This is a genomic window from Haloferax chudinovii, assembly GCF_042663345.1.
In the GTDB taxonomy this organism is placed as follows: Archaea; Halobacteriota; Halobacteria; order Halobacteriales; family Haloferacaceae; genus Haloferax; species Haloferax chudinovii.
On sequence record NZ_JBHTAB010000002.1, the window covers coordinates 452411 to 472860 of the forward strand.

The 20450-nt window shown below is 64.9% G+C and carries 18 protein-coding genes and 1 pseudogene; 11 read left to right on the forward strand and 8 right to left on the reverse strand.

The features are described 5' to 3' along the window. Nucleotides 1-217: 217 nt before the first annotated feature. From ACFQI8_RS06515 to ACFQI8_RS06530, 4 genes are all read right to left on the reverse strand, one after another. The gene (locus tag ACFQI8_RS06515; protein WP_390243529.1) at nt 218-613 is read right to left on the reverse strand and encodes a type II toxin-antitoxin system VapC family toxin; all 396 of its coding nucleotides are present in this window, start codon (nt 611-613) and stop codon (nt 218-220) included. Next, nucleotides 610-810 (reverse strand): DUF7557 family protein, encoded by a 201-nt coding sequence (locus tag ACFQI8_RS06520; RefSeq protein WP_390243530.1) that lies wholly within the window; start codon nt 808-810, stop codon nt 610-612. Before ACFQI8_RS06520 ends, ACFQI8_RS06515 begins: the two co-directional genes overlap by 4 nt. A 187-nt stretch (nt 811-997) precedes the next feature. Then, a complete protein-coding gene (locus ACFQI8_RS06525) occupies nt 998-1465 on the reverse strand; it encodes a zinc ribbon domain-containing protein (RefSeq protein ID WP_390243531.1) in 468 nt (155 codons plus the stop codon). 98 nt (nt 1466-1563) lie between these two features. Further along, nucleotides 1564-1992, reverse strand: coding sequence for a MoaD/ThiS family protein (locus tag ACFQI8_RS06530; RefSeq protein WP_390243532.1), 429 nt, complete (start codon nt 1990-1992; stop codon nt 1564-1566). 132 nt (nt 1993-2124) lie between these two features. Here ACFQI8_RS06530 and ACFQI8_RS06535 point away from each other — a divergent pair, with 132 nt between their 5' ends. The 9 genes from ACFQI8_RS06535 to ACFQI8_RS06575 all read left to right on the forward strand — a co-directional run bounded on the left by ACFQI8_RS06535 (nt 2125) and on the right by ACFQI8_RS06575 (nt 12381). Beyond that, entirely contained in the window at nt 2125-3018 is an 894-nt protein-coding gene (locus ACFQI8_RS06535) for a UbiA family prenyltransferase (protein WP_390243534.1), read from the forward strand. Between the two features lie 112 nt (nt 3019-3130). Then, on the forward strand, nt 3131-4912 hold the full coding sequence (locus ACFQI8_RS06540) for a histidine kinase N-terminal 7TM domain-containing protein (RefSeq protein WP_390243536.1): 1782 nt from the start codon (nt 3131-3133) through the stop codon (nt 4910-4912). Between the two features lie 221 nt (nt 4913-5133). Next, nucleotides 5134-7497 carry a type II/IV secretion system ATPase subunit gene (locus ACFQI8_RS06545; protein ID WP_390243538.1) on the forward strand — a complete coding sequence of 788 codons (2364 nt, stop codon included), beginning with the start codon at nt 5134-5136 and terminating at the stop codon, nt 7495-7497. Next, entirely contained in the window at nt 7494-9413 is a 1920-nt protein-coding gene (locus ACFQI8_RS06550) for a type II secretion system F family protein (RefSeq protein ID WP_390243539.1), read from the forward strand. Before ACFQI8_RS06545 ends, ACFQI8_RS06550 begins: the two co-directional genes overlap by 4 nt. Further along, nucleotides 9410-10123, forward strand: a complete 714-nt coding sequence (locus ACFQI8_RS06555) for a DUF7289 family protein (protein WP_390243541.1) — start codon at nt 9410-9412, stop codon at nt 10121-10123. Before ACFQI8_RS06550 ends, ACFQI8_RS06555 begins: the two co-directional genes overlap by 4 nt. Next, nucleotides 10095-10685, forward strand: coding sequence for a DUF7266 family protein (locus ACFQI8_RS06560; protein WP_390243542.1), 591 nt, complete (start codon nt 10095-10097; stop codon nt 10683-10685). The genes ACFQI8_RS06555 and ACFQI8_RS06560 overlap by 29 nt, the downstream gene beginning before the upstream one ends. After that, nucleotides 10678-11373, forward strand: coding sequence for a DUF7263 family protein (locus ACFQI8_RS06565; protein WP_390243544.1), 696 nt, complete (start codon nt 10678-10680; stop codon nt 11371-11373). Before ACFQI8_RS06560 ends, ACFQI8_RS06565 begins: the two co-directional genes overlap by 8 nt. Next, entirely contained in the window at nt 11366-11839 is a 474-nt protein-coding gene (locus ACFQI8_RS06570) for a DUF7262 family protein (protein WP_390243546.1), read from the forward strand. Before ACFQI8_RS06565 ends, ACFQI8_RS06570 begins: the two co-directional genes overlap by 8 nt. Beyond that, the gene (locus ACFQI8_RS06575; RefSeq protein WP_390243547.1) at nt 11836-12381 is read left to right on the forward strand and encodes a DUF7261 family protein; all 546 of its coding nucleotides are present in this window, start codon (nt 11836-11838) and stop codon (nt 12379-12381) included. The genes ACFQI8_RS06570 and ACFQI8_RS06575 overlap by 4 nt, the downstream gene beginning before the upstream one ends. Before the next feature lie 436 nt (nt 12382-12817). Here the strand turns inward: ACFQI8_RS06575 and ACFQI8_RS06580 are convergent, their stop codons facing one another. Beyond that, on the reverse strand, nt 12818-13459 hold the full coding sequence (locus ACFQI8_RS06580) for a TetR/AcrR family transcriptional regulator (RefSeq protein ID WP_390243548.1): 642 nt from the start codon (nt 13457-13459) through the stop codon (nt 12818-12820). A 422-nt stretch (nt 13460-13881) separates the two neighbouring features. On the opposite strand from ACFQI8_RS06580, the gene ACFQI8_RS06585 reads away from it, so the two are divergent. Further along, nucleotides 13882-15270, forward strand: coding sequence for a COG1361 S-layer family protein (locus ACFQI8_RS06585; RefSeq protein ID WP_390243754.1), 1389 nt, complete (start codon nt 13882-13884; stop codon nt 15268-15270). Further along, nucleotides 15270-17750 (forward strand): efflux RND transporter permease subunit, encoded by a 2481-nt coding sequence (locus tag ACFQI8_RS06590; RefSeq protein WP_390243549.1) that lies wholly within the window; start codon nt 15270-15272, stop codon nt 17748-17750. The genes ACFQI8_RS06585 and ACFQI8_RS06590 overlap by 1 nt, the downstream gene beginning before the upstream one ends. Before the next feature lie 117 nt (nt 17751-17867). Here ACFQI8_RS06590 and ACFQI8_RS06595 read toward each other — a convergent pair. From ACFQI8_RS06595 to ACFQI8_RS06605, 3 genes and pseudogenes are all read right to left on the reverse strand, one after another. After that, nucleotides 17868-18469 (reverse strand): annotated as a pseudogene (locus ACFQI8_RS06595) (IS6 family transposase); the annotation flags it as partial. A gap of 317 nt (nt 18470-18786) precedes the next feature. Further along, nucleotides 18787-19434 (reverse strand): MBL fold metallo-hydrolase, encoded by a 648-nt coding sequence (locus ACFQI8_RS06600; RefSeq protein ID WP_390243551.1) that lies wholly within the window; start codon nt 19432-19434, stop codon nt 18787-18789. Between the two features lie 126 nt (nt 19435-19560). Beyond that, on the reverse strand, nt 19561-19992 hold the full coding sequence (locus ACFQI8_RS06605) for a universal stress protein (protein ID WP_390243552.1): 432 nt from the start codon (nt 19990-19992) through the stop codon (nt 19561-19563). Between the last annotated feature and the right edge of the window lie 458 nt (nt 19993-20450).

Below are 20450 nucleotides of genomic sequence, written 5' to 3' on the forward strand. Positions count from 1 at the left end.
TCGCGTCGCCGACTGTCGAACACTGGATGCAAACTGAACTGCACCGTACCTCGAACAGGGCCCTCGACGCCGCCCCCAACGTCACTCGTATCCCGATGCGATGACGAACTCGAATCCACCGTGGCCGCCGTCGGATTCGAAGAACTCTCGCGTCTCCGCGACTCGGAGTTCTCGGTGCGCGATGTCGCGTCGAAATCGTCCGAATCAAACACCAAACTCAATACGGCCCGAGTTTCCGGACACAGAGTAGTTCACGAAGTCCTTCTGTATCGAAGTCAGCGTCCGAGACGACCAGTTCTTTGCCTTCCGATCTAGCTGTAGCCGCAATCATGAGGTCACGTGGTGACACCGGGTCGCCTGATTCGAGAAGGCGGTTCTGCATCCGGGCAGCTTCGAATGCGACCTCTTCGGAGAAGTCGAGAGCGGTGACCCGTCCGAAGTTCTCACGCGCCCCGATGAGGTCTGTCTCACCTGCGGTAAACACCTCTCCAGCGAGCACTTCGTAGACACAGATGCTGGAGGTGGCTATGGCCGGTTGTTCATCGACGAACTCGACGACTTCCTCGATACCATCGAGGTAATCGATGATAACCGATGAATCGAGAACGGTCACTGCTCGCAGCTCTCTCGAGAACGCTTGATTGCCTCGCGCGCCTTTTCGGCTTTGTCAGTTCCCTTCCACGCGCCAGCCTTCATCCCTGACCCTTCGTTCGCCAATCGGTCGAGGAACTCATCCCAACTCTCATCTTCACGCTTCAGCCTCGCCAGTTTCTCTTTTGTCTCGTCAGAGACGCGAATTGACGTGCTCATGTGCATACATTGCGTATGCAATCGGAAGTAGTTTGAGGACCTCGGTCTCAATGCACCACGAGCTCCGAGTCCAAGGCTTCTGAGTCCGTAGATTTCAGGGAGAACCACATCGGTCACTCCCACACTCTCGACGCCGCACGACGTCCAGAACAAAACCTTCCCAACGGACACTCCAGCCTCTTCGCGTCTACTCCTCGCGCTCGTCGTCCTGCTCCTCGCTGACCGAAATCTCCGTCTCGTGTTCTCGGTCCGACTCCCGCCGTAACTCCTCGGCCCGGAGTTCGGCCCGCGTGTAGGCGTCGTACACTGCGTAGAGCCACACCGCGGGCGCGAGGAGGAAGCCGACGAAGACCAGCACCGAGACGGACGCGACGATAAAACCGACCGCGAAGGCGAGGCCCCGTTCGAGTTCGCGGTTGTACAGCTGTCCGAGGCCGGGGAATATCGCCGACAGTACCGCCGCAACGAAGGGGTTGCCGCCGTCGAACAGGTCGTCGAGCGCCGAGTCGACCGACGACTGCGGCGGGTCGCGCTGGCGGACCCCGCACTCGGGGCAGATTTCGGCGCGCGCGTCGATGACCGCGCCGCAGTCGCGGCAGAACGCCTCGTCCGGGCCGCGTTCGCGAGTCGAATCGTCCGTGGAGGGCGATGGCATACCGACTCTCTGTCGGCCGGGAACGTCAGTCCTGCGGCGGTCGAGCGTCGCGCCGACTCGCGCCGCGACCGAGGGGACTCCCCCCTCAGGTACCCCGCTCACAGGCAGAACAGAAACGGCTTCATCAGCGCGACGCGGTCGCCGTCTTCGAGTCGCGTGTCGAAACCGTCGAGGTTCTCGTTGAACACGCCGTTGACGAGCACGCGGGCGTAGGGCCGCGTCTGCTCCCCTTCGGGGTTCTTCCGCCACGTCCCCGGCGGGCGCTCCACTCGCGCCCACCCCCGCGTCGTCGCGTCCGCCTCGCGCTCGGCGATGACGAGGTCGCGCACGTCGTACGCCGCGAAGAACGCGTCGAGGAACGCCCGGAGCGTCTCGCCCTCGAAGGTGAACTCCGTCCGGTGGGTGCCCGCGGCCGACCTGACGTGGCCGGTCAGTTTGACCTCGACGGTCGTCTCCACCCGCTCGGCTGTCGCCGCCGTCTCTCCTGTCGCCGTCGTCTCCGCCCGCTCGGCTGTCGGCGTCTTCATGCGTCCTCATACGCGCCGAGGGGGAATGAGCGAGGCCCCGAACACGTTCGACCGCGAGCGCGAAACGAACAACCGGGGAGAACTGTTTCCTGCCGCACATCTAATTCGTCGGCGAACCGATTCGAAGGTGCAATGCGAATCGTTCCACCCCGTCTGTACGGTGCGGTCGTCCACAGTTCAGTGTTCCTCGGCGCGTCGACCATCGCCGAAGTGTTCGTCGCGTCCTCGCTCGCCGGCATCCCGCCGAACGCCGCGCTCGTCGTCGGCTTTCTCATCACCGTCGGCATCTACAACTTCGACAAGCTCGCGGACCTCGACGCCGACGAAGAGAACTACGCCGAGCGGACCGCGTTCGTCGCCGCCCACCGGCGGGTGTACGCCGGCTTCTCCGCGCTCGCAATCGTCGGCGCGCTCTGGCTCGCCGTCCGGCACGGCGGCGTCTACGGACTCGGGCTGACGCTGTTTCCGGGCGTCATCGCGGTGTTCTACAGCGCCCCGCTCGTGCCGGTTCCCTCGGTCGACCGGCTCAAGGACGTCTTCCTCGTCAACACCGCCTCGGTGTCGCTCGCGTGGGCGGTCCTCGTCGGGTTCGCCCCGCTCGCGGTCGCCGCGACGACGCCCGAATACGCCGCCGGCGCGACCGTCGCGGCGGTCTGGTTCTTCATCCGCTCGGCCATCTCGGTCGAGGTGCACAACGTCCGAGACGTGTCGGGCGACGCGCGAAACGGCGTCGAGACCCTGCCGACGGTGGTCGGGGTCCGTCGCACGCAACTGAGTCTCTACGCGCTGGAACTGGTGTCGTTCGGACTCCTGGGGGCCGCGGCGCTGACCGGCGTGGTCCCCGCGTGGGCCCCGGTCGCGCTCTCGCCCGCGGTCGCCTACTCGACGTGGATTACCTACGCGCTCACCGGGTCGGACCGCTCGGTCGAGCGACTCTGTACGCTCCGCGACGCCGAGGGCGTGCTGATGGCCGCCGGCATCGCGGTCGTCGCCGCAGTCGCCGGAACCGGCGGGACGCTCGGGTGACGCGTCGACCGGAGCCGAGACGCTGAGACCGACGCGGCGTCGGAACTGCGTCGAGACAGCCGCCGCAAATTCTCGAATACTCTTTTGTTACACGGTGTGAATTACCGCTGTAGTGACTCCGAACCTCGAGTGGGGACCCATCGACCAGCTGGTGTTCGGAGGAACGGTGAGTTCCCAACTCCTCACACAGCCGACCTCCCTCGTGGTCGTCATCGTCGGGTTGATGATCACCACCGGGGTCGTAAGCGGCTACGTCGCCCTGTTCGCGTGGCGGCGGCGGTCGATGCCCGGAGCCCGCGGGCTGGCCGTGCTCGCGCTCTCCAGCGGCTGGTGGTCGTCGGGCTATCTCCTCGAACTCGTCGTCTCGGACGTGGCGCTCAAGCTCACGCTCGCCGAACTGCAGTGGGTCGGCGTCCTCGCGGCCCCCGTCGCCTGGTTCTTCTTCGCGTTCTCCTACGCCGGCCGAGACCGCTTTACCTCGCCGCCGTCGCTTTGCGTCCTCTCGTTGGTCCCGGCGGTCGGCCTCGTCGCCGTCTGGACCAACGCCGCACACCACCTGATGTGGACCTCGGTCACCGTCGTTCCCGCCGTGGGTCGGACCATCACCGTCCTCCAGACGGAGTGGGGGCCGCTGTACTGGCTCGTACTGGGATACAGCTACCTGCTGTGGCTCGCCGGCGCAATCGTCATCTTCCGGACGGCGCTCGACATGCCGAACATCTACCGCTTGCAGGCGACCACCCTCATCCTCGGGACGCTGATGCCCGTACTCGGGAACTTCGCTACGAGCCTCCTCGAACTCTACGGCGCGGCTATCGACATGACCCCCGCGGCGTTCACGTTTGCGGGGCTCGCCTGCACCGTCGCCATCAGCCGCTACGAACTCCTCGAATCCCGGCCGGTCCCCCGGTGGGTCGCCCGCGACCGCGTCGTCGAGACGATGACCGACGCGGTGGTCGTCACCGACACCAAGTGGCGCGTCACCGACGCCAACCGGGCGGCCGCGCGGGTTCTGAACGACACCCCCGCCGAACTCAAAGGCCATCCCGTCGGCGACGTCGTCGAGGAGTTCTCGCCCGACCAGCGGGACACAGACCAAGTCACGGTCAGACTCGGGTCGAGCCAGCGGTACTTCGAACTCCGGACGAGTTCCTTCTGCGACCACCACGGCCGCGACATCGGCCACGCGCTCGTCTTCCGCGACGTGACCGACCGCCGGCTGAACCTCCAGCAACTCGAAGTGATGAACCGCGTCCTCCGCCACAACCTCCGGACCGAGGCGAACCTCCTCGAAGGCTACGCCAACCTCGTCTTGGACGACATCGACGGCGGCGAGTTCGACGACGCGCGGGACCACGCGCAGACGCTCCAAGACCACGCGCAGACGCTCGTCAACATCAGCCAGAAGGCGCGAAAGCTCGGCGCGACCCGCGGCAGTGACGGGAACGGCGATGCTCGACTACACCCCGCCACCGTCCAGATACGCGCCGCCGCGGACGCCGTCCGCACCGACTTCGCCCGTGCGAACGTCCGGCTCCTCGAACTCCCCGACGACGACGTGGTCTGTGCGCCCACGCTCGAACCCATCGTCCGGGAACTCGTCGAAAACGGCGTCCAGCACAACGGGTCGTCGACGCCGGTCGTCTCCGTGACGGCGGGCTGGGAGGGCGACGAGCTCGTGATTCGAATCGAGGACAACGGCCCCGGAATCAACGCGAGCGAACTCGCCGCCATCAACGCCCACGGCGAGACGCAACTCAAACACGCGAGCGGTCTCGGCCTCTGGCTGGTGAAGTGGGGGGTCGACCAGCTCGGAGGCACAGTCGTGTACCACCGACGCGAGGTGGAGGGGACCGAGGTGGTGCTTCGGATTCAGGCGGTGCGGGCCGAGTAACGCGAGCCGAGAACGCCCCCGACCGAACGCTCGTCAGATTCCAGTTTTGATAACTGGACACGGAAATAAAATTCAAATCACCGACAGGTACTGAACGGTTCGTGTCGCCATATCCGAAATATGAGGCCATAAACCCCCGATTTGCGCGTTTTCAGAATCACTCATCTGGGTAACACGACGCGGTAAATTCTTAAATACGAACGCTCGGCAAACCACGATGTATGCCTACGCAAGGCGATAACGATGGGGCGGGGCCGTCGACTCCGACCCTCGAGTTCGGAGCTCCCTCCACCCCCGCGGCGACGGGTGCAGTCCCGGCACCAGTCCCCCCGGACGACCCCCGCGCGTGGTACGCGCCGACTGTCCGCTCGCAGTACGAAGTCGCCCCCGACACCGTAGTCACCATCAGCGACGCGGACCACGGCTTCGACTACGCGGTCCGAGCGGCGACGCTCGGCGCGCGCGAGACCGAGGCGCTGGAGACCGTCCGCGACCATTTCTCGACGGTCGTCCGCCGACGACCGCTCACCCGCGAGGGGACCGTCACCCGCGCAGAGACCGGCCTCTCGCCGAAGTACCGCCGCCTCTTCGACCGACTGCTCGACCTGACGCCGACCGCTCGCAGGCGCGTCGAACGCCACGCGCTGTCCGAACTGCGGCTCCTCGGGGACGTCACGCCGCTGGCGCTCGACGAGCGAATCGAGGTCGTCGACGCCGGCCGCGGCGACGGCTCCGAGCGGCTCGTCGTCCACACCGAGGACTTCGCGCCGGCGACGACAGGGTTCGACTCGGACGTGCCGTTCGCCGACCGCATCGCCGCCGAGCGGGTCGCCAACTACACCGTCCCCTTCGCCGGCTACGACGTGGACGTGGTGGTCTACCGCGACCGGCTCCTCGGCGACGACCGCTTCGCCACGAAGTACGCCGTCCTTGAACCGGACCTCGTCCCCGGCGACGCCGAACTCATCGAGGAGTGCAAAGAGCGAATCTGGGAGGCGAACGTCGACGACGTGGTCGCCGACCGCATCGAGTTCGTCCGCGACCGCGCCCGCGAGTTCCTCTCGCGGCGGCTCACCGCCCGCAACACGCGGGCGTGGGTCGACGCCACGACGTTCCGCGCCCGCGCCGCGCTCTCGGAGTACGGCCTCGCGCTCCCGCCGGTCGACCGCCGGTTCGCCGAGGACCGCCTCGACGACCTCGTCTACTACGTCCTCCGCGACTACGTCGGCGAGGGCGTCCTCACCGTTCCCATCCGCGACCCCCACCTCGAAGACGTGGAAGCGAACCGCGTCGGCGAGCGGGTGAAAGTCATCCCGCGGGCCGGCGTGACCGGCCGCGGCGGCCTGCGCGTGCCGACGAATCTCGTCTTCGAGGACGAGACCGAGTTCACGAACGTCGTCACCCAGCTCGCCGCGGCCGACGGCGTGGAGCTGAACGCCTCGAACCCGAGCGCGAAGGTGAACCTCCGACCCGGCGCGGTCGGCGGCGCCCCCGAGTCGGCCGCCACCGACGAGACGATTCGCTGTGCGGTCGCCCTCCCCGTCATCTCCGAGGGCGGCCCGCACGTCTCGATTCGCAAGCAGACCAGCGACGTGCTCACGCCGGTCGACCTCGTCGAAGGCGGGTCGCTGTCGACCGAGCTCGTCACCCTGCTGTGGCTCTGTTACGAGCACCACCGCGTCGTCCTCTACTCCGGCGCGACCGGCGTCGGGAAGACCACCCTGATGAACGCCTGCATGCCGTTCGTCCCCTACGACCACCGGCCCATCAGCATCGACGAGGGGTCTCGGGAGGTGCATCTCCCCCACGAGACGGGCGTCTCCCTGACGACGCGCGACCACGAGTCCGAGTTCAAGCGCGTCACGATGGCCGACCTGATGACGGAAGCGAACTACCTCAACCCCGACGTGGAGGTCATCGCTGAAATCAACACGCCCGAGTCGTTCGCCACCTTCGCGGAGACGCTCAACACCGGCCACGGCGTCATCGGCACGACCCACGCCGCCGACATCGAGACGCTCGTCAACCGCGTCATCGAACAGGGACTGCCGCCGTACCTCCTCCGCGAACTCGACCTCGTCGTCTTCCCGCACAAGGTCGACGGCGAACGCTACGTCTCGGAGGTGGTCGAACTCGTCCCCGAGTCCGAGTACGACGAGACGTGGGGCCGACGCGGCGTCATCGAGAAAGACGGGCGCACGCTCCACTGGAACACGGTCGCCCGGCGGACGCCCGACGGCTCGTTCGACCTCTCGTACGAGCACCCGCAGTTGGGCGACGACCGCCGGCGCGTCGGCGTTCGGCTGTTTCACCGCATCGCCGAGGCGACCGACCGCGACGTGGAGGCCGTCGAGCGCGAGTTCCACCGGAAGCACCGGTACGTGGAGTATCTCGTCCGCGAGCAGGTGACCGACGTGGACCGCCTGTTCGGCTTCCTCTCGGACCTCCGAACCGACGAGGCCGCGACGGTCGAGCGGGTCCGGCGGCGGATGGCCGAGCAGGCGTCCGACGGCGACAGCGCCGCCCGCGACGGGACCGACGACGGCGTCCACGGCCGCGACCGCGGCGACGAGGCCGACCCGTGACCGAGTTCGACGCCGCCCACGACGAGCGACGAGTGGGCCGCGTCCGCTCGCTTTCGGTCCTCGACAGGGCGCTGTACGCGCTGTTCGCCCGCCACGTCGACGCCGCCAAACACGACCGGGACCGCCGCCGCTACCGCGGCACCGACATGCGGATGAGCTTCGACCTCTACCTCGCCCGCGCCTACGGACTCGCGTGGGCGACCGGCCTGTTCGTCGCGTTGCCGACGGCGCTCGTCGCGCTCGCGGTCCCCGACTCGACGGTCGACGCCGCGCTCTCCGTGTTCCGCGCGGCGCTCCCGCTGTTCGAACACGTCCCGATACCCGTCGTTCCGCGGCTCCCCGTGGCCGGGGCGGTCGCGCTCGCGGTCGGGGTGGCGATTCGGCAGGTCGTCCTCGCCGTCGCCGGCCGGTATCTCGGCTGGCGGGCGACCGCCCGGCGAGAGAACATCGAGCGGACCCTGCCCGGCGCGGTCCGCTACCTGCACGTCCTCTCGTCGGGGAGCGACGGCCCCCGCGAGATGCTCCGGCGCGTCGCCGAGACCGACGCCTACGGCGAGACGGCGGTCGCCTTCCGGGGCGTCCTCAACACCGCCTCGCTGACCGGCAACGTCAACGAGGGCCTGCGGCGGGTCGCCCGAGACACGCCCTCCGAGGGGATGCTCTCTCCCTTCCTCCTGAAGTTCCGCGAGCACGCCGGACAGGGCGACGACGCGCTCCGGAACTACCTGCGGATGGAGAGCCGGATGCTCGGTCACCGACAGGACCGCGCCCGCGACCGCGCCGAGGGCTTCCTCGAACTGCTCGCCGAGCTGTTCATCGTGCTCCTCGTGCTCCCGTCGTTGCTCGTCATCGTCCTCACCGTGATGAGCGTCATCGCGCCCGGCCTCTCCGCGCCCGTGGCCACGCCACTCGGACAGACGACCACCCGCGGCGTCGTCGTCTACGCGAGCGCCGTGTTCATCGTCGGCGTCGGCCTCGGCGCGAGCGTGCTCGTCGCCGGCCTCCGCCCGCCGGACCAGTCCGTCGAGTACGACCGCCCGGTCGACGCGCTCAGCGTCCTCGACTCGGCGCTGTCGAACCCGGCAAGCGCGGCCGTCGCCTTCGGCTTTCCCGCGGTCGTCTGCGCCGGTATCGCGGCGCTCGTCGGCGCTGACGCCGTCGGCGTCGCGCTCGCCGGCTACGTCGCCTACGCGGTCCCGGTCGGGCTCGTCGGCGTCCGCCGCGCCCGCCTCGACGACGCGAAGGACCGCGAACTGAAGGACTTCGTCCACGCCGTCTCCGGCCACGTCAGCCTCGGGCGACCCTTCGGGGACGCCGTCGAGCGCGTCGGCCGCGACGTGGACCTCGGCCCGCTGGACTCGGACGTGGCCGACCTTGCGCTCAACCTCCGCTTTACCGCGCCGAGCTCCGGGACCGACGTGAACCTCCGGACGGCCGCGTTAGCCCGGTTCGTCGACCGCGTCGGGACGCCGATGGCCGAACAGACAATCGGCCTCGTCGTCGGCGCGCTCGACGGCGGGAGCGACACCGGAACCGTCTTCGACACGCTCCAGACCGAAATCGGCCGCCTCTACCACGAAAAGCGCGCGCTCCGGTCGGGACTGCTCGTCTACGTCGCGGTCGGCTGGACGACCGCGCTCCTCGTCGTCGGCATCACCGTCGCCGTCAACGTCCACGTCTTCGACGGCTTCGCCCAGCTCTCGACGCTCTCGACCGGCAGGTCGTTCGCCATCAACGCCGGCGCGGTGGACCTCGACCGCGACCGCTACCAGCTGTACGTCGTCACGCAGGCGACGATGCTCGCCTCCGGCTGGTTCGCCGGCACGGCGAGCCGCGGACGCTACGAGGCGCTTCTTCATTCGGGCGCGCTCGTCGTCGCGTGCTACCTCGTCTACGCCGGGGTGGGGCTGATATGAGCGCGAAACGGGGGCAGGCGAACGTCGTCGGCGTCGCGCTCCTGCTCGGCGTCGGCGTCGTCGCCATCGGCCTCCTGACCGCCAGCGTCGGCGGGCTCGTGGACGCCCAAATAGCGACCGCGGACGCCGCCGCCGCCGCGGACGGTTTCTCGTCGCTCCGGGACGGCGTCGTCGCCGCCGCGAACGACAGCTACCCGATTCGCGTCACCGACGGCGACCTCTCGCGGGTGAACAGGACGGTCCGAATCGTCTCGGAGACGAGGCCGACCGAGACCTACGACGCCGACGGATACGTCGCCGACCTCGGCGGCCAGCGGGTCGCGTTCGTCGGCGGCGCGGTCGTCCGCGGCACCGGCGACGCGGCCTCGCTCGTCACGCCCGTTCCGGTGTCTGTCGCCGGCGACGCGGCGTTTCTCGCGCTTCCCGTCCTGACCGCCAACGCCACCGACGGCGGCGGGCTCGGGTCGGGCGCGGCGCTCCGAACGCGAACGACGCGAACCGTGACCGACCGTTCGGCCGACGGCTACGCGGTCGCCGTCGAGACGGCAACTCCCGAGGCGTGGGAGCGAGCGTTCGAACGCCGCGGCTTCGAGACGACTAGGGCCGATTTCGACGGCGACGGCACCGAGAGCGTCGTCGCGGCCGTCCCCGACGAGCGGACGCTCACCGTCGCCCGGTACGATGTCTCGGTGGTGGTCGACCGTGGCTGACGCGCCCGACTCGCGGCCGACCGCGGCCGACGCGTCCGGGGTGGCGACGCCCGCGACCGGCGTTCGAGCCGTCGAGCGCGCCGTGGTTCCCGTCGTCGGGAAGGCGCTCGAAGCCGCAATCGCCGTGCTGTTCATCGGGCTGTTGACGACCGTGCTGTTCGGCGGCGTCGTCCCCGACCACCGCGCCGCGGTCGGCGACGAACTCGCCGACAGAACGCTCGCGGCGGCGACGGAGCGAGTCGAGGCGACCGCCGTCGTCCCCGACTCGGCGGTCCGCGGGACCAGACGAACCGACGCGGACCTCCCCCGAGCGATTCGCGGGCGGGCCTACCGAATCGCGTACGTCCCGAACGCCACCCTCGCGACCGACCCGAACGTGACCGCGCCGGCGCTCGTCCTCGACCACCCGAACGACGCGTTCGACCGGCGGCTTCCGGTGACGCTCCCCGACTCCGTGACCGTCTCCGGCGAGTGGGACAGCGGCAACGACTGCGTGGTTCGCGTCGCCGTCGGCGACGATGGCACGACGCTCGAACTCGCGAACGGAGGGGCGGATGCGTAGTCGCCGCTCGACGCGCGCACAGACGACGCTCGCCGGCCTCGCGGTGGCGCTCGTGCTCGTGACCGCGGTCACGGTCGGAGCCGTCGCCGCCGCCGACCGAGCCCTCGCGGGCGCGACCGGCGACTCGCTCGAACAGCAACGCGCCGAGCGCGCCGCGGAGGCACTCCTCACGGACTCGCCCATCACCTGGTCCGACAACGGAAGCGACGCCGTCGACCTCACGCTCGCCAACGACACGAACGCGACCGTGCTCGCCGCCGCCGTCCCGTCGCTTCGCGACGCCGCGTTCCGAGTGCGCCTCGACGGTCGGTCGGTCGCCGAGCGGGGCGACCCGTCGGGCGGTGCCACGGTCAGCCGCGGCGCTGTCGCCGTCACCCGGCGGAGCGTCCGCGGGTCGATCAACCTCTCTGCGGAGACCAACACGACGCTCACCGGGCGGACGAACCGCACCCAACTCGACGTGGACCCCGACCCGAACACGACGGTGCAGACGGTTCGGGTCGGAAACAGGGTCGTCCTCCACCGGCCGGGCGGAATCGAGGGGCGGCGCATCGTCGGGGTGCCGTCCCGCTCCGACCCCGTGATTCGCGTCGAGACCGCCGGCTCCGACCCGTCAGGGAGCGTCGACGTGTCGGCGACGGCGTTCGACTCGACGGTCGTTCGAATCGAGGTGACCGTCGATGCGTGAGCCGCGCGAGGAGCGCTCGCGACGACGGCACCGCAAACGCGCGGACGCCGACCCCACCCGCCCGGCCGACCGCGGACAGCTCTCGTTGACGGTCGTCGAGGCGACCGTCGCCACGCTACTCGTCCTCGCCGTTACGACGGGCTTCGCGCTCGCACCGCCCGCGGCGGCCCCCGAATCGGACTCGCTGGCGCGGCAGGCGACCGATGCCGCATCGCTCGTGGCGTCGGTCCCGGCGGCCGGGTCGGGAACACTTCTCGGCGAGGCCTGCGCTTCGCCGAGCGACTTCGACGACCGAGCGACGCGACTTCACGAGGCCGCCTCGGCGGGCCTCCCGGACGGGGCGTTCGTCTCGCTTCGAACCGACGTCGGGTCGGTCGGCAGGCCGCCGCCGGAGACCGCGCGCGTGCGGACCGCGACCGCCGTGGCCCCGCGTTGTACCGCGAGGCTGGAGGTGTGGTATCCGTGAGCCGACCCACCCGCGGTTCGGGCGACCGCGCCGCCGCATCGACCGGCGACCGAGGACAGCTGGTGCTCGTCTCCGGAGCCGTCGTCGTCGTCGCCCTGTTCGCGCTCCTCGTCGTCCACGCGCAACTCGGGTTCGCCGGCGCGACCGAGACGGCCGAGGCACCCCCGCTGGACGACGTCGTCGAGACGACCGAAGACGCGGTCGAACTGGCGACCGCGGGCGTTGCGGGTCGGTACGACTGGGCCGAGAGAGACGTCGCCGTCGCGGACTTCCGCTCGCGGCTCACCCCCGCGCTGGCGAACGTCGAACGCGCGCGGGCCGGCGGCGTCGCACTGACGACGAACTCCTCGGCGGCCGGAACCTGGGCGTTCAGGAACTGCCCCGACGGTCCGTACCGGGAGTTCGGCCCCTGCGTCGCCGACGATGGCGTCGTCGTGCAAGAGCGCGCGGGCGAGACGGCCGTCGTCGCCGTCCTCGTGGACGTCCGAATCGCCACGCCACGGTCGCGGACGGACCTGACGGTCGCCGTGCGCCCGAACTGAACGCCGCCGCGACGGAACGGTCCCGCTCGCCTCGCGTCCGGAGAAACGGCCGGTCCGTCGGGCATTCGCGTTAACGACAAAAATCAGACTAAACCCATGAATTACCTTCGAACGATACGTTCCGACGACTCGTACAGCGAAGAGAGACTGTAGGAGCGAACCACCCCACAGGATGCCTAAATCAGCGATTCGTGTAGATATTAGCAGTGGTGAGTTATTGTCAAACTACGAGAAAACTTGTGACCGAGAAATGCGCGAAGTTAGCCATTTCGCCCGTGTATAGTGGGAATATTCCGTTTTCGAACCGTTAATCGGACCAATCCCCCGATACAGAACTGTCTATTTTTCAATATATCGGCGAGTATTATATATGTCGGATTCTCGGGGCACCGTCTAGTTGAGGGATGAACAGTTGGAGAGCTGTCTTCCTACGTTCTCAGACGTTGTCTTCTGCGTCTGCCAAGAGTCTGTATTTGATATAGTTATCCAGTTCTGACTGGATGGGGCGAGAGATTCCTGTCGTCACCCGTTCAAAGGTACGCCCGCTCACGAGTGTGACCAGAAAGTTCGTGACTAGCTCTGGATCCACTTCTCTAAAATCGCCGGATTCGACCCCGTCCTGCAGTATCTCCTGTATCGTTTCGCGGAAAACGTCTTGAGACCGATTGAAACACTCTTGGAACGCTTCGTCCTGTGCAGCCCGCATCCGCAACTCCGTCAACACCGTCTCGTAATCCTGGACTCCCCGGTCGTTGGGTTCGGAGATGACTTGGTCAAAGAGGCTCCGGAGTCGGGTTTCTGGGTCTCCATCGTCAGAGACGGGCATTCCAACCTGTGCAAATCGTTTAAGCAAGTAGTCGAGAAGGTCCAAAAGAACGTCGTCTTTTCCGTCATAGTGGTAGAAGACCAGCCCCTCTGACTTGGAAAAATGCTGACTGATTCGCTCGATCGTCAGATTGGCATATCCGTGCTCGGCAAGGGCGTCAAACGTCGCTTTCAGTATCTCCGTCTTGGTATCGTCAGGCTCGTCGACAAAAAGAGGGCCCCGTTTGTCCATGCTGTTGAGTTGCCTCTCCACCTAATTAGCGGTTACCCTCTTCGAATGGGCGTCGCTGTGGTCGAAGCTATCCGCCATCTACGCAGTCGTTTCCCGTCCGAGTCGCGAACTCTGTCGTCAGAGACCGACACATTGATACTTCTGTCCTGGTTTTGACTGAGTACTCAGTAAGGATTAGAATGATACAGAATATATCTCGGAGCACGCGGTCGTTGGCCATCGCGCTTACTACCGTCCTGGTCGTGGGATTCGTCGCGGGTGCGGTCCCTACGATCGCGACCGCTCAGACATCGCAGTCCGGAAGTGTCGTTGGGAACCCAGACATCACGTTTGCAACTTCGTCTGGGACGCTCTCAGCCGGCACGACCGACGAGCTCACAATCTCGGTCGTCAATCGCGGTCTGATTATCGAACACGGTCCATCGCAGTACGAAGAGGAAGTGATGACTGCAAGGGGATTAACGTTCGAAGTAGACGACGAAGACGCTCCAGTCGACGTCCAAACCGGACAGGTCTCTATCGGGAACTTCCCGACTGGAAGCACGGAGAAGACAGTCTCGGTCACCATCCCGGAAGACGCCGAACCGGGAACGTACCAACTCCCGGTCACCTACGAATATTCGTACACTCGTCACGTTCGGTATAGCCCCAGCGGAACCACTGAGGGAACCGATTCCACGCGAACAGAGACCGGTTCGATAACGATCGATATCAAGGATGACGCTCGGTTCGAAATCGTCGAGACAAACGCGACGACCCAAGTCGGTGATGACAGCGACGTTTCGTTCACGCTTAGGAACACCGGATCGGAAATTGCGAAAGCCGCGAGTGTGAACGCAGAGTCAAAGAGTAGCTCCCTGACGTTCGAGTCGGGCGACACGTCCTCGACGGCATCCGTTGGCGACTGGGAGCCGGGTGAAAACCGGACGATTACGTACCGTGCCGCGCTCCAATCTGGCTCCGCCGTGCGTGCATACGCGCTAGATCTGATGGTCAATTACGACGACACTGACGGTATCAGCCGTACGTCCAATCCCATCACGACCACCGTCGAGTCGCTCCCCGAGCAGTCGTTCGCCTTCTCGGACGTGTCCTCGTCGCTCCGAGTGGGCGAAGACGGGGATATCGTCGGTACGATCGAGAATACCGGTCCTCACACGGTCCGAAGTGTGACAATTCGACCGGTGAACAATCCGGAGACAGTTATTCCGGGTGAGGACTCTACCGCCGTCGGGTCGCTCGCGCCGGGAGAATCCAAGTCCTTTCGACTCCCGATGGAAGTTACGAGTGAGGCAGAGGTCGGCGAGAAATTATTCAATGTCGAGGTTCGGTATCGTGACGGCGACGGAGATCAGCGGACCTACGACAAACTCGACCTCCTGGCGACTATCGGCCCGGACCGAGACGAATTCGGACTCGCGGTTTCCGACCGGACGATTACTGTCGGTAAATCACGGGTCGTCACCGTCGAAGTGACGAACAACCTCAACGAGACGGCCACCGATATCGAAGCGCGGCTATTCGCCGACGACCCCCTCAGCGCCGCTGGCTCGGACACGAGTTACATCGAGTCCTTAGAGCCCGGTGAGTCCGCGACGCTGGCGTTCGAAGTGACGGCGGCGTCGTCCGCGACGGCGGGAAGTACGTATCCCATTTCGTTCGACTTCCGCTATACGGACGGTGACGGCCGTACGCATCTCACGGACACGTTCAGGAAACCGCTGGATGCCGTTCAGCCCCAGAGCAGCGGCGTGTCGCCGATTACGCTCATCTTAGGTTTGGGGGTGGTTGTCGCAGGGGGTGTCGCAGTCGTCTACTGGAGGCGGAAGTAATGTCACTAGCTGAGAGGATTGAAACGGCGACAGAACGCCTCAACACGACGATCGTGGACCGCCCACGTGTAGTTATCGTCGCCTTTTTGCTGCTCACGGGTGTGTTCATCGGCGGGTTAGGGTCTGTGCAGATGAGCGCTGGCGGACTCGACGCGTTCACAGACGACTTACCCGAACAGAAGACCCTCGATGAGGTCGAACAGAACTTCGAGCAGCCGTTCGAGACAGATGCTCAGACGACGACGCAACTCATTCGGACGAAGAGCAACGTCCTGACTCAGGAGGCGCTCGTCCGCGACGCTCGCCTACTCGAACGCGTTGCCGAACACGATGAGTACCGGATGGAATCGGCTCGTGGCCCGGCTCCAATCATTGCGCAGCATCTCAATCCGTCAGCGACGACACCGGCAGACTACCGGCGAACGCTCGAACGGGCGACTCCGTCCGAAATCAGACAGGCTGTTCGCGAACTTGACGACTCGTCCCGACTGTCCGGAGTGGTCTCAAATGATTTCAATCCGACCAGCGTCTCCGCGTCGGCCTCAATCACGACGATTTCGCATGACTTCCCCGGGAGCTTCGGTGACGACGACCTGACTGCTGTCCAGACGGACCTCCAAGCGATTGCTGACGATACGCCGGGCGATGTTCGTGCGTTCGGGTCGGGAACGACCGAAACAGAGATTTCGCAGTCTGTGCAGGACTCGCTTCTGATCGTGATGCCCGTCGTAATCCTGTTGTTGCTCTTCTTCTTGGTGGTCGCGTATCGTGACCCCATCGACGTACTGTTAGGATTAGTCGCACTCGTGATGACGATCATCTGGACGTTTGGGTTCCTCGGGCATTCGGGGATTCCGTTTAGCCAGCAGATGATTTCAGTCCCGGTATTACTGCTTGCGGTCGGTGTCGACTTCGGGATCCACATCATCAACCGCTACCGAGAAGAGACCGAACGCGGGTTCGAAGCGGTCGAAGCAATGCGAGAAGCGAACGCCCAGCTCCTGATCGCGTTCGTCATCGTCACCGTGACGGCGGTGTTCGGATTCGGCGCAAACGTCATCTCTGATCTGACGCCGATTCGGAATCTGGGTATCGCTTCGGCGGTCGGGATTATCTTCACGTTCCTCATCTTCGGGCTGTTTTTACCCGCAGCCAAGCTGGTGTGTGATAACGTGCGTACGCGGCTTGGAGTCCCGGAGTTCAACACCTCTCCAATCGCGTCAGAAGAGTCGGCCCTCGGACGAGTGTTAGCATTCCCCGCGCGGGTGAGCCAACACGCCCCGGCAGTGATTGTCCTGCTATTGCTGCTATCGAGTACTTTCATGGGCGCGTATGGGGCCGGCGTCGGCACCTCGTTCGAAAACGAGGACTTCCTGCCGCCCGAGGAGCTTCCAGCCTACGTCACAGGGCTACCTGAACCGTTTAGCCCAGGGGAGTATACGATCACGTCAACCATCAACTTGCTCGATGATAAATTTGGGAGCAGTCAGGGGAGCACTGTGAAGATATATGCCCAAGGAAACTTCAAGGAAGATTACGCGCTCGAAGCCCTCGTAGCTCCAAACGACAACCCCCCGGAGTCGTTTGCAGTTGGATCCGGCGGGCAAGCACAGGCACAGAGCATCGTGACAGTCATTAGGTCCCACGCGGATCAAGACGAAGAGTTCGCTGCCTTAGTCGCTCGGAACGACCAGAACGATAACGGGATACCCGACCAAAATCTCGAACGAATTTACGACGAACTGTTCGCATCCTCGGCGAGTGGGCGGGCCGAACAGTACCTCACTGAAGATTACCGGTCCGCGTTGATCGAATATCAGACAGATTCTGATGCCTCACAGACAGAAGTAACAACTGGTGGGGATGAATTGGCAGACAAGTTCCAGTTTAAAGCGACGTCCACGGGAGATGTCGTCGTCCGTGCAGCGGTGATGGATCGTATCTTCCAGTCGGCGATTCAGGGACTCGCCCTCGCAGTCGTGCTGACCGCCGCGTTCCTCGTGGCGATATACGGAATCCTGGAACGCAAACCGATGCTCGGCGTGGTTAACGTCTTCCCGATACTGATTGCAATCGCGTTCTTGCTCGGGACGATGCGATATCTGGATATCACGCTGAACGCATTGACAGCAACGATTCTCTCCATCTCGGTCGGGGTCGGTATCGCCTATTCGGTACACACGACCCATCGCTTCATCGACGAATACGACGCGACGACGGGTGCGCACGAAGCGATGATGATCACGCTGACCGGAACGGGAGGCGCGTTGTTCGGCAGTATGCTGACGACCGCGTTGGGGACCGGTGCGCTCGCGCTCGCGATCACCCCGATCCTCGGCAACTTCGGCGTCCTGATCGGCCTGAGCGTCACTTATTCGTTCTTGGCAGCGGTGATCGCACTCCCGCCCGCAGTGTTGCTCTGGGAACGAATACAGCAATGGGATCTCGATCTATTGGCGCGTCTCCGTCCAGCGATGTAAAGCGGACGAACGACGGTCACAATTTCGCGCCGCTGGTGGGTGGTCGAGCGTCGGCGCGCTCGTCGGAATCCTCTGTAGTTATTGAGAAATCTAACACGTTTCCCCCGCTGGAACGGTCTAGTTAGTGACCACCTCGACCGGTGTTTTCCGTCGAACGATTGATGCGGTCGTTGGACGCATAGTATTTCACAAATAAGACAAGATAACCGCAGACGACCCCATGACTGACCACCGAGGTGTCACAGAATCGTTCGACTCGAATTTCGCGGGTGTGAAACTACGTTCCGGCGAGGTTTCGCTCAACGTAATCAAGCTGACCGCTCAATCCTAATCGAGAGATTGCAGTCGGATAACTGTAACCGTCAACGAGAAGAACAGCGCCTGATTGTCCGTGTTTCTCAGAGAGCCGATGGAGAAACGCGGCAGTCGGATCAGCAATATTTCGTCCGAACGATTCGATGTCAAGAATCGGTTTCGTCTCGATGTTTATTGTATTAGATAAGCAAGACTACTCGCCATTGATTTTGACAGCGGACTCGTCGACCGCAATCCGTTTCGGTTTCGTCTCAGGCGGATTGTAACCACTAACAGCCAGCCGACATGTGAACTTCCAGACGCCTTGATGAGAGCGTTGAACGCCAAGCAACCGGAGAATCCTTTTGTTCTTTAAGTGGACAGTTGGTCGCCCGGATCTGGGCGTCGAACGCCCTAACGGGCGTCCTCAGAACGCTCCGCGTTCTGACGGGCGCACGAGAGCTTTGCGCTCGTGAGCGTCCGAAAGACGCGGTTCGTCTTTCGAGCCCACAAACTCGCTTTTCGAGTCTGGGACGTCGCCGTCCACTCACGCGCTCAAGTTTCTTGATAACCCGCCGCAAAGCGCTCGCTGAGCGGGTCTGCGGACATCATTCCGAATCAGCTCAACGACCTGCTCGTTCCTCAAACTGACTTAACTAGACAGTGCCGGCTCTCGAATCGCCGCTAGCTGTGCGTCTCCGCGGCGGCCCGTCGGGCGCGTCGCCGACCGACTCGAAACGGCTCAGTACGACAGCGTCCACTGGCGGTCGATGAGCCAGTCGTCCAACTTCCCGAGGGGGTCGTCTTCGACGTGCGTGCCGTGGCTCACGAGGACTGTCTCGATGTCGTAGTCGAACAGTTTGACGAGATTCCGCTCGGCTTCCTCGTGGCTCAGGTCGTTGAACTGCGCCGCCGGCGGGACGAGGAACCCCGGCGGGAGGCCGCGGCGGTCCGACCCTTCGACCACGTCGCCGGCGATGAACACGCCGTCGTCCGCCAAGAGCAGGCCGCTGTTTGCGACCGTGTGGCCCGGAACCTGCACGATTCGAATCCCGCCGTCGAGCACGTCGTCGTGGCGGAAGTGGCGGTCGGCCTCGACATCGAGCGCGTCGTAGAATCCCTTCGCACCGCCGGGGACGAGCAGTTCGGGGTCGAACGCGTCCAGCACGGCGGGGGTCCCGCCGAAGTGTCCCTCGTCGCCGTGAGTGATGACGAGTCGGTCGACGCCGCCGAACTCCGACTCCAGCACGGACACCAACTCCTCGGCGTCGTCGGGGAACGCCGCGTCGACCAGCGTGGTCGTGCCGGTCGGTCGGTCTTCGACGACGAACACGCGGACGTGGTCGAACTGTATCGTGTACACTCCGTCTGCGACTGCTGTCACGGTCATGTGCAGTCGACGCTACGACGAGCCACGTTAAAAAAGGGGGACGCGCGTTCTCATTCGCGTGTAACGGGTGTCCGACAGTCGGCAACGAGCGGCGGGGAGCCGGAGAGTTGCCACCCTCGAACGACGCTACTCCCCGTCGGCGAGGGACGACACGACGGGACACGGCGCATTCAGGAGAATCGACTGGGCGACGCTCCCGAACAGCATCTTCCCGGTGCGCGAGCGGCGTCGCGGGCTCACCACGATGTAGCTCGCGTCTTGTGCTTCGGCGTACTCGATGACTTCGTCGGCCGGGGTGCCGACCAACCCCACCGTCTCGTACGGGACGTCCAGCCTCGACACCGAGTCTTCGGCCATCTCGGCGGCGGCCGACCGAATCTGTTCCATGTCCTTCGGCGCTTCGGCCTGCGCGCTCGTCAGTCCGAGATCGACGAACTCCGAGCGGGTCAGTGCGTGGACGACGTGGACCGATTCCTCGAACGCCGCCGCCAGCGATGCGGCTTCCGCGACAACGTGTGATGACCGACCTGAACGGTCGACCGCTGCAACAACGACCATATCAGGTGTACCACGGTGGGATATAATATCGTTTCGCCGAATCCCACCCGGAGCGACCGCGACCCACCGCGTCGACGCGACTCGCGGTCGGCATCCGACGCGACTCGTGAGCTCGACCGTCGAATCCGACGGAGTATCAACGATGTCGTAACTCAGCCGAAATCGGCCGAGACGCGTTACACAGATAAGTCTGTAATTCCGATGCAGATAGATAGAAAATTACCCCTGTATTTCAACATCATCGAAATGAAGACGGTCAGTTCAAGCGGCTCGCCCGCGACATCGACGCGGTCGCGTGGGGTCTGTGGGAAACGGGAGAAAACAGAGGGGGAACTGGAGCGGACGGGTGAGAAACGAGGTTGACAGACGGAGAACGGAGGGAACAACGCTCAGCCGGCCGTCCTATCCCTTCTCGGTGTCGGTGCCGGGTGCTCGCCTCGCCGGCTGTCGAAGCGCCG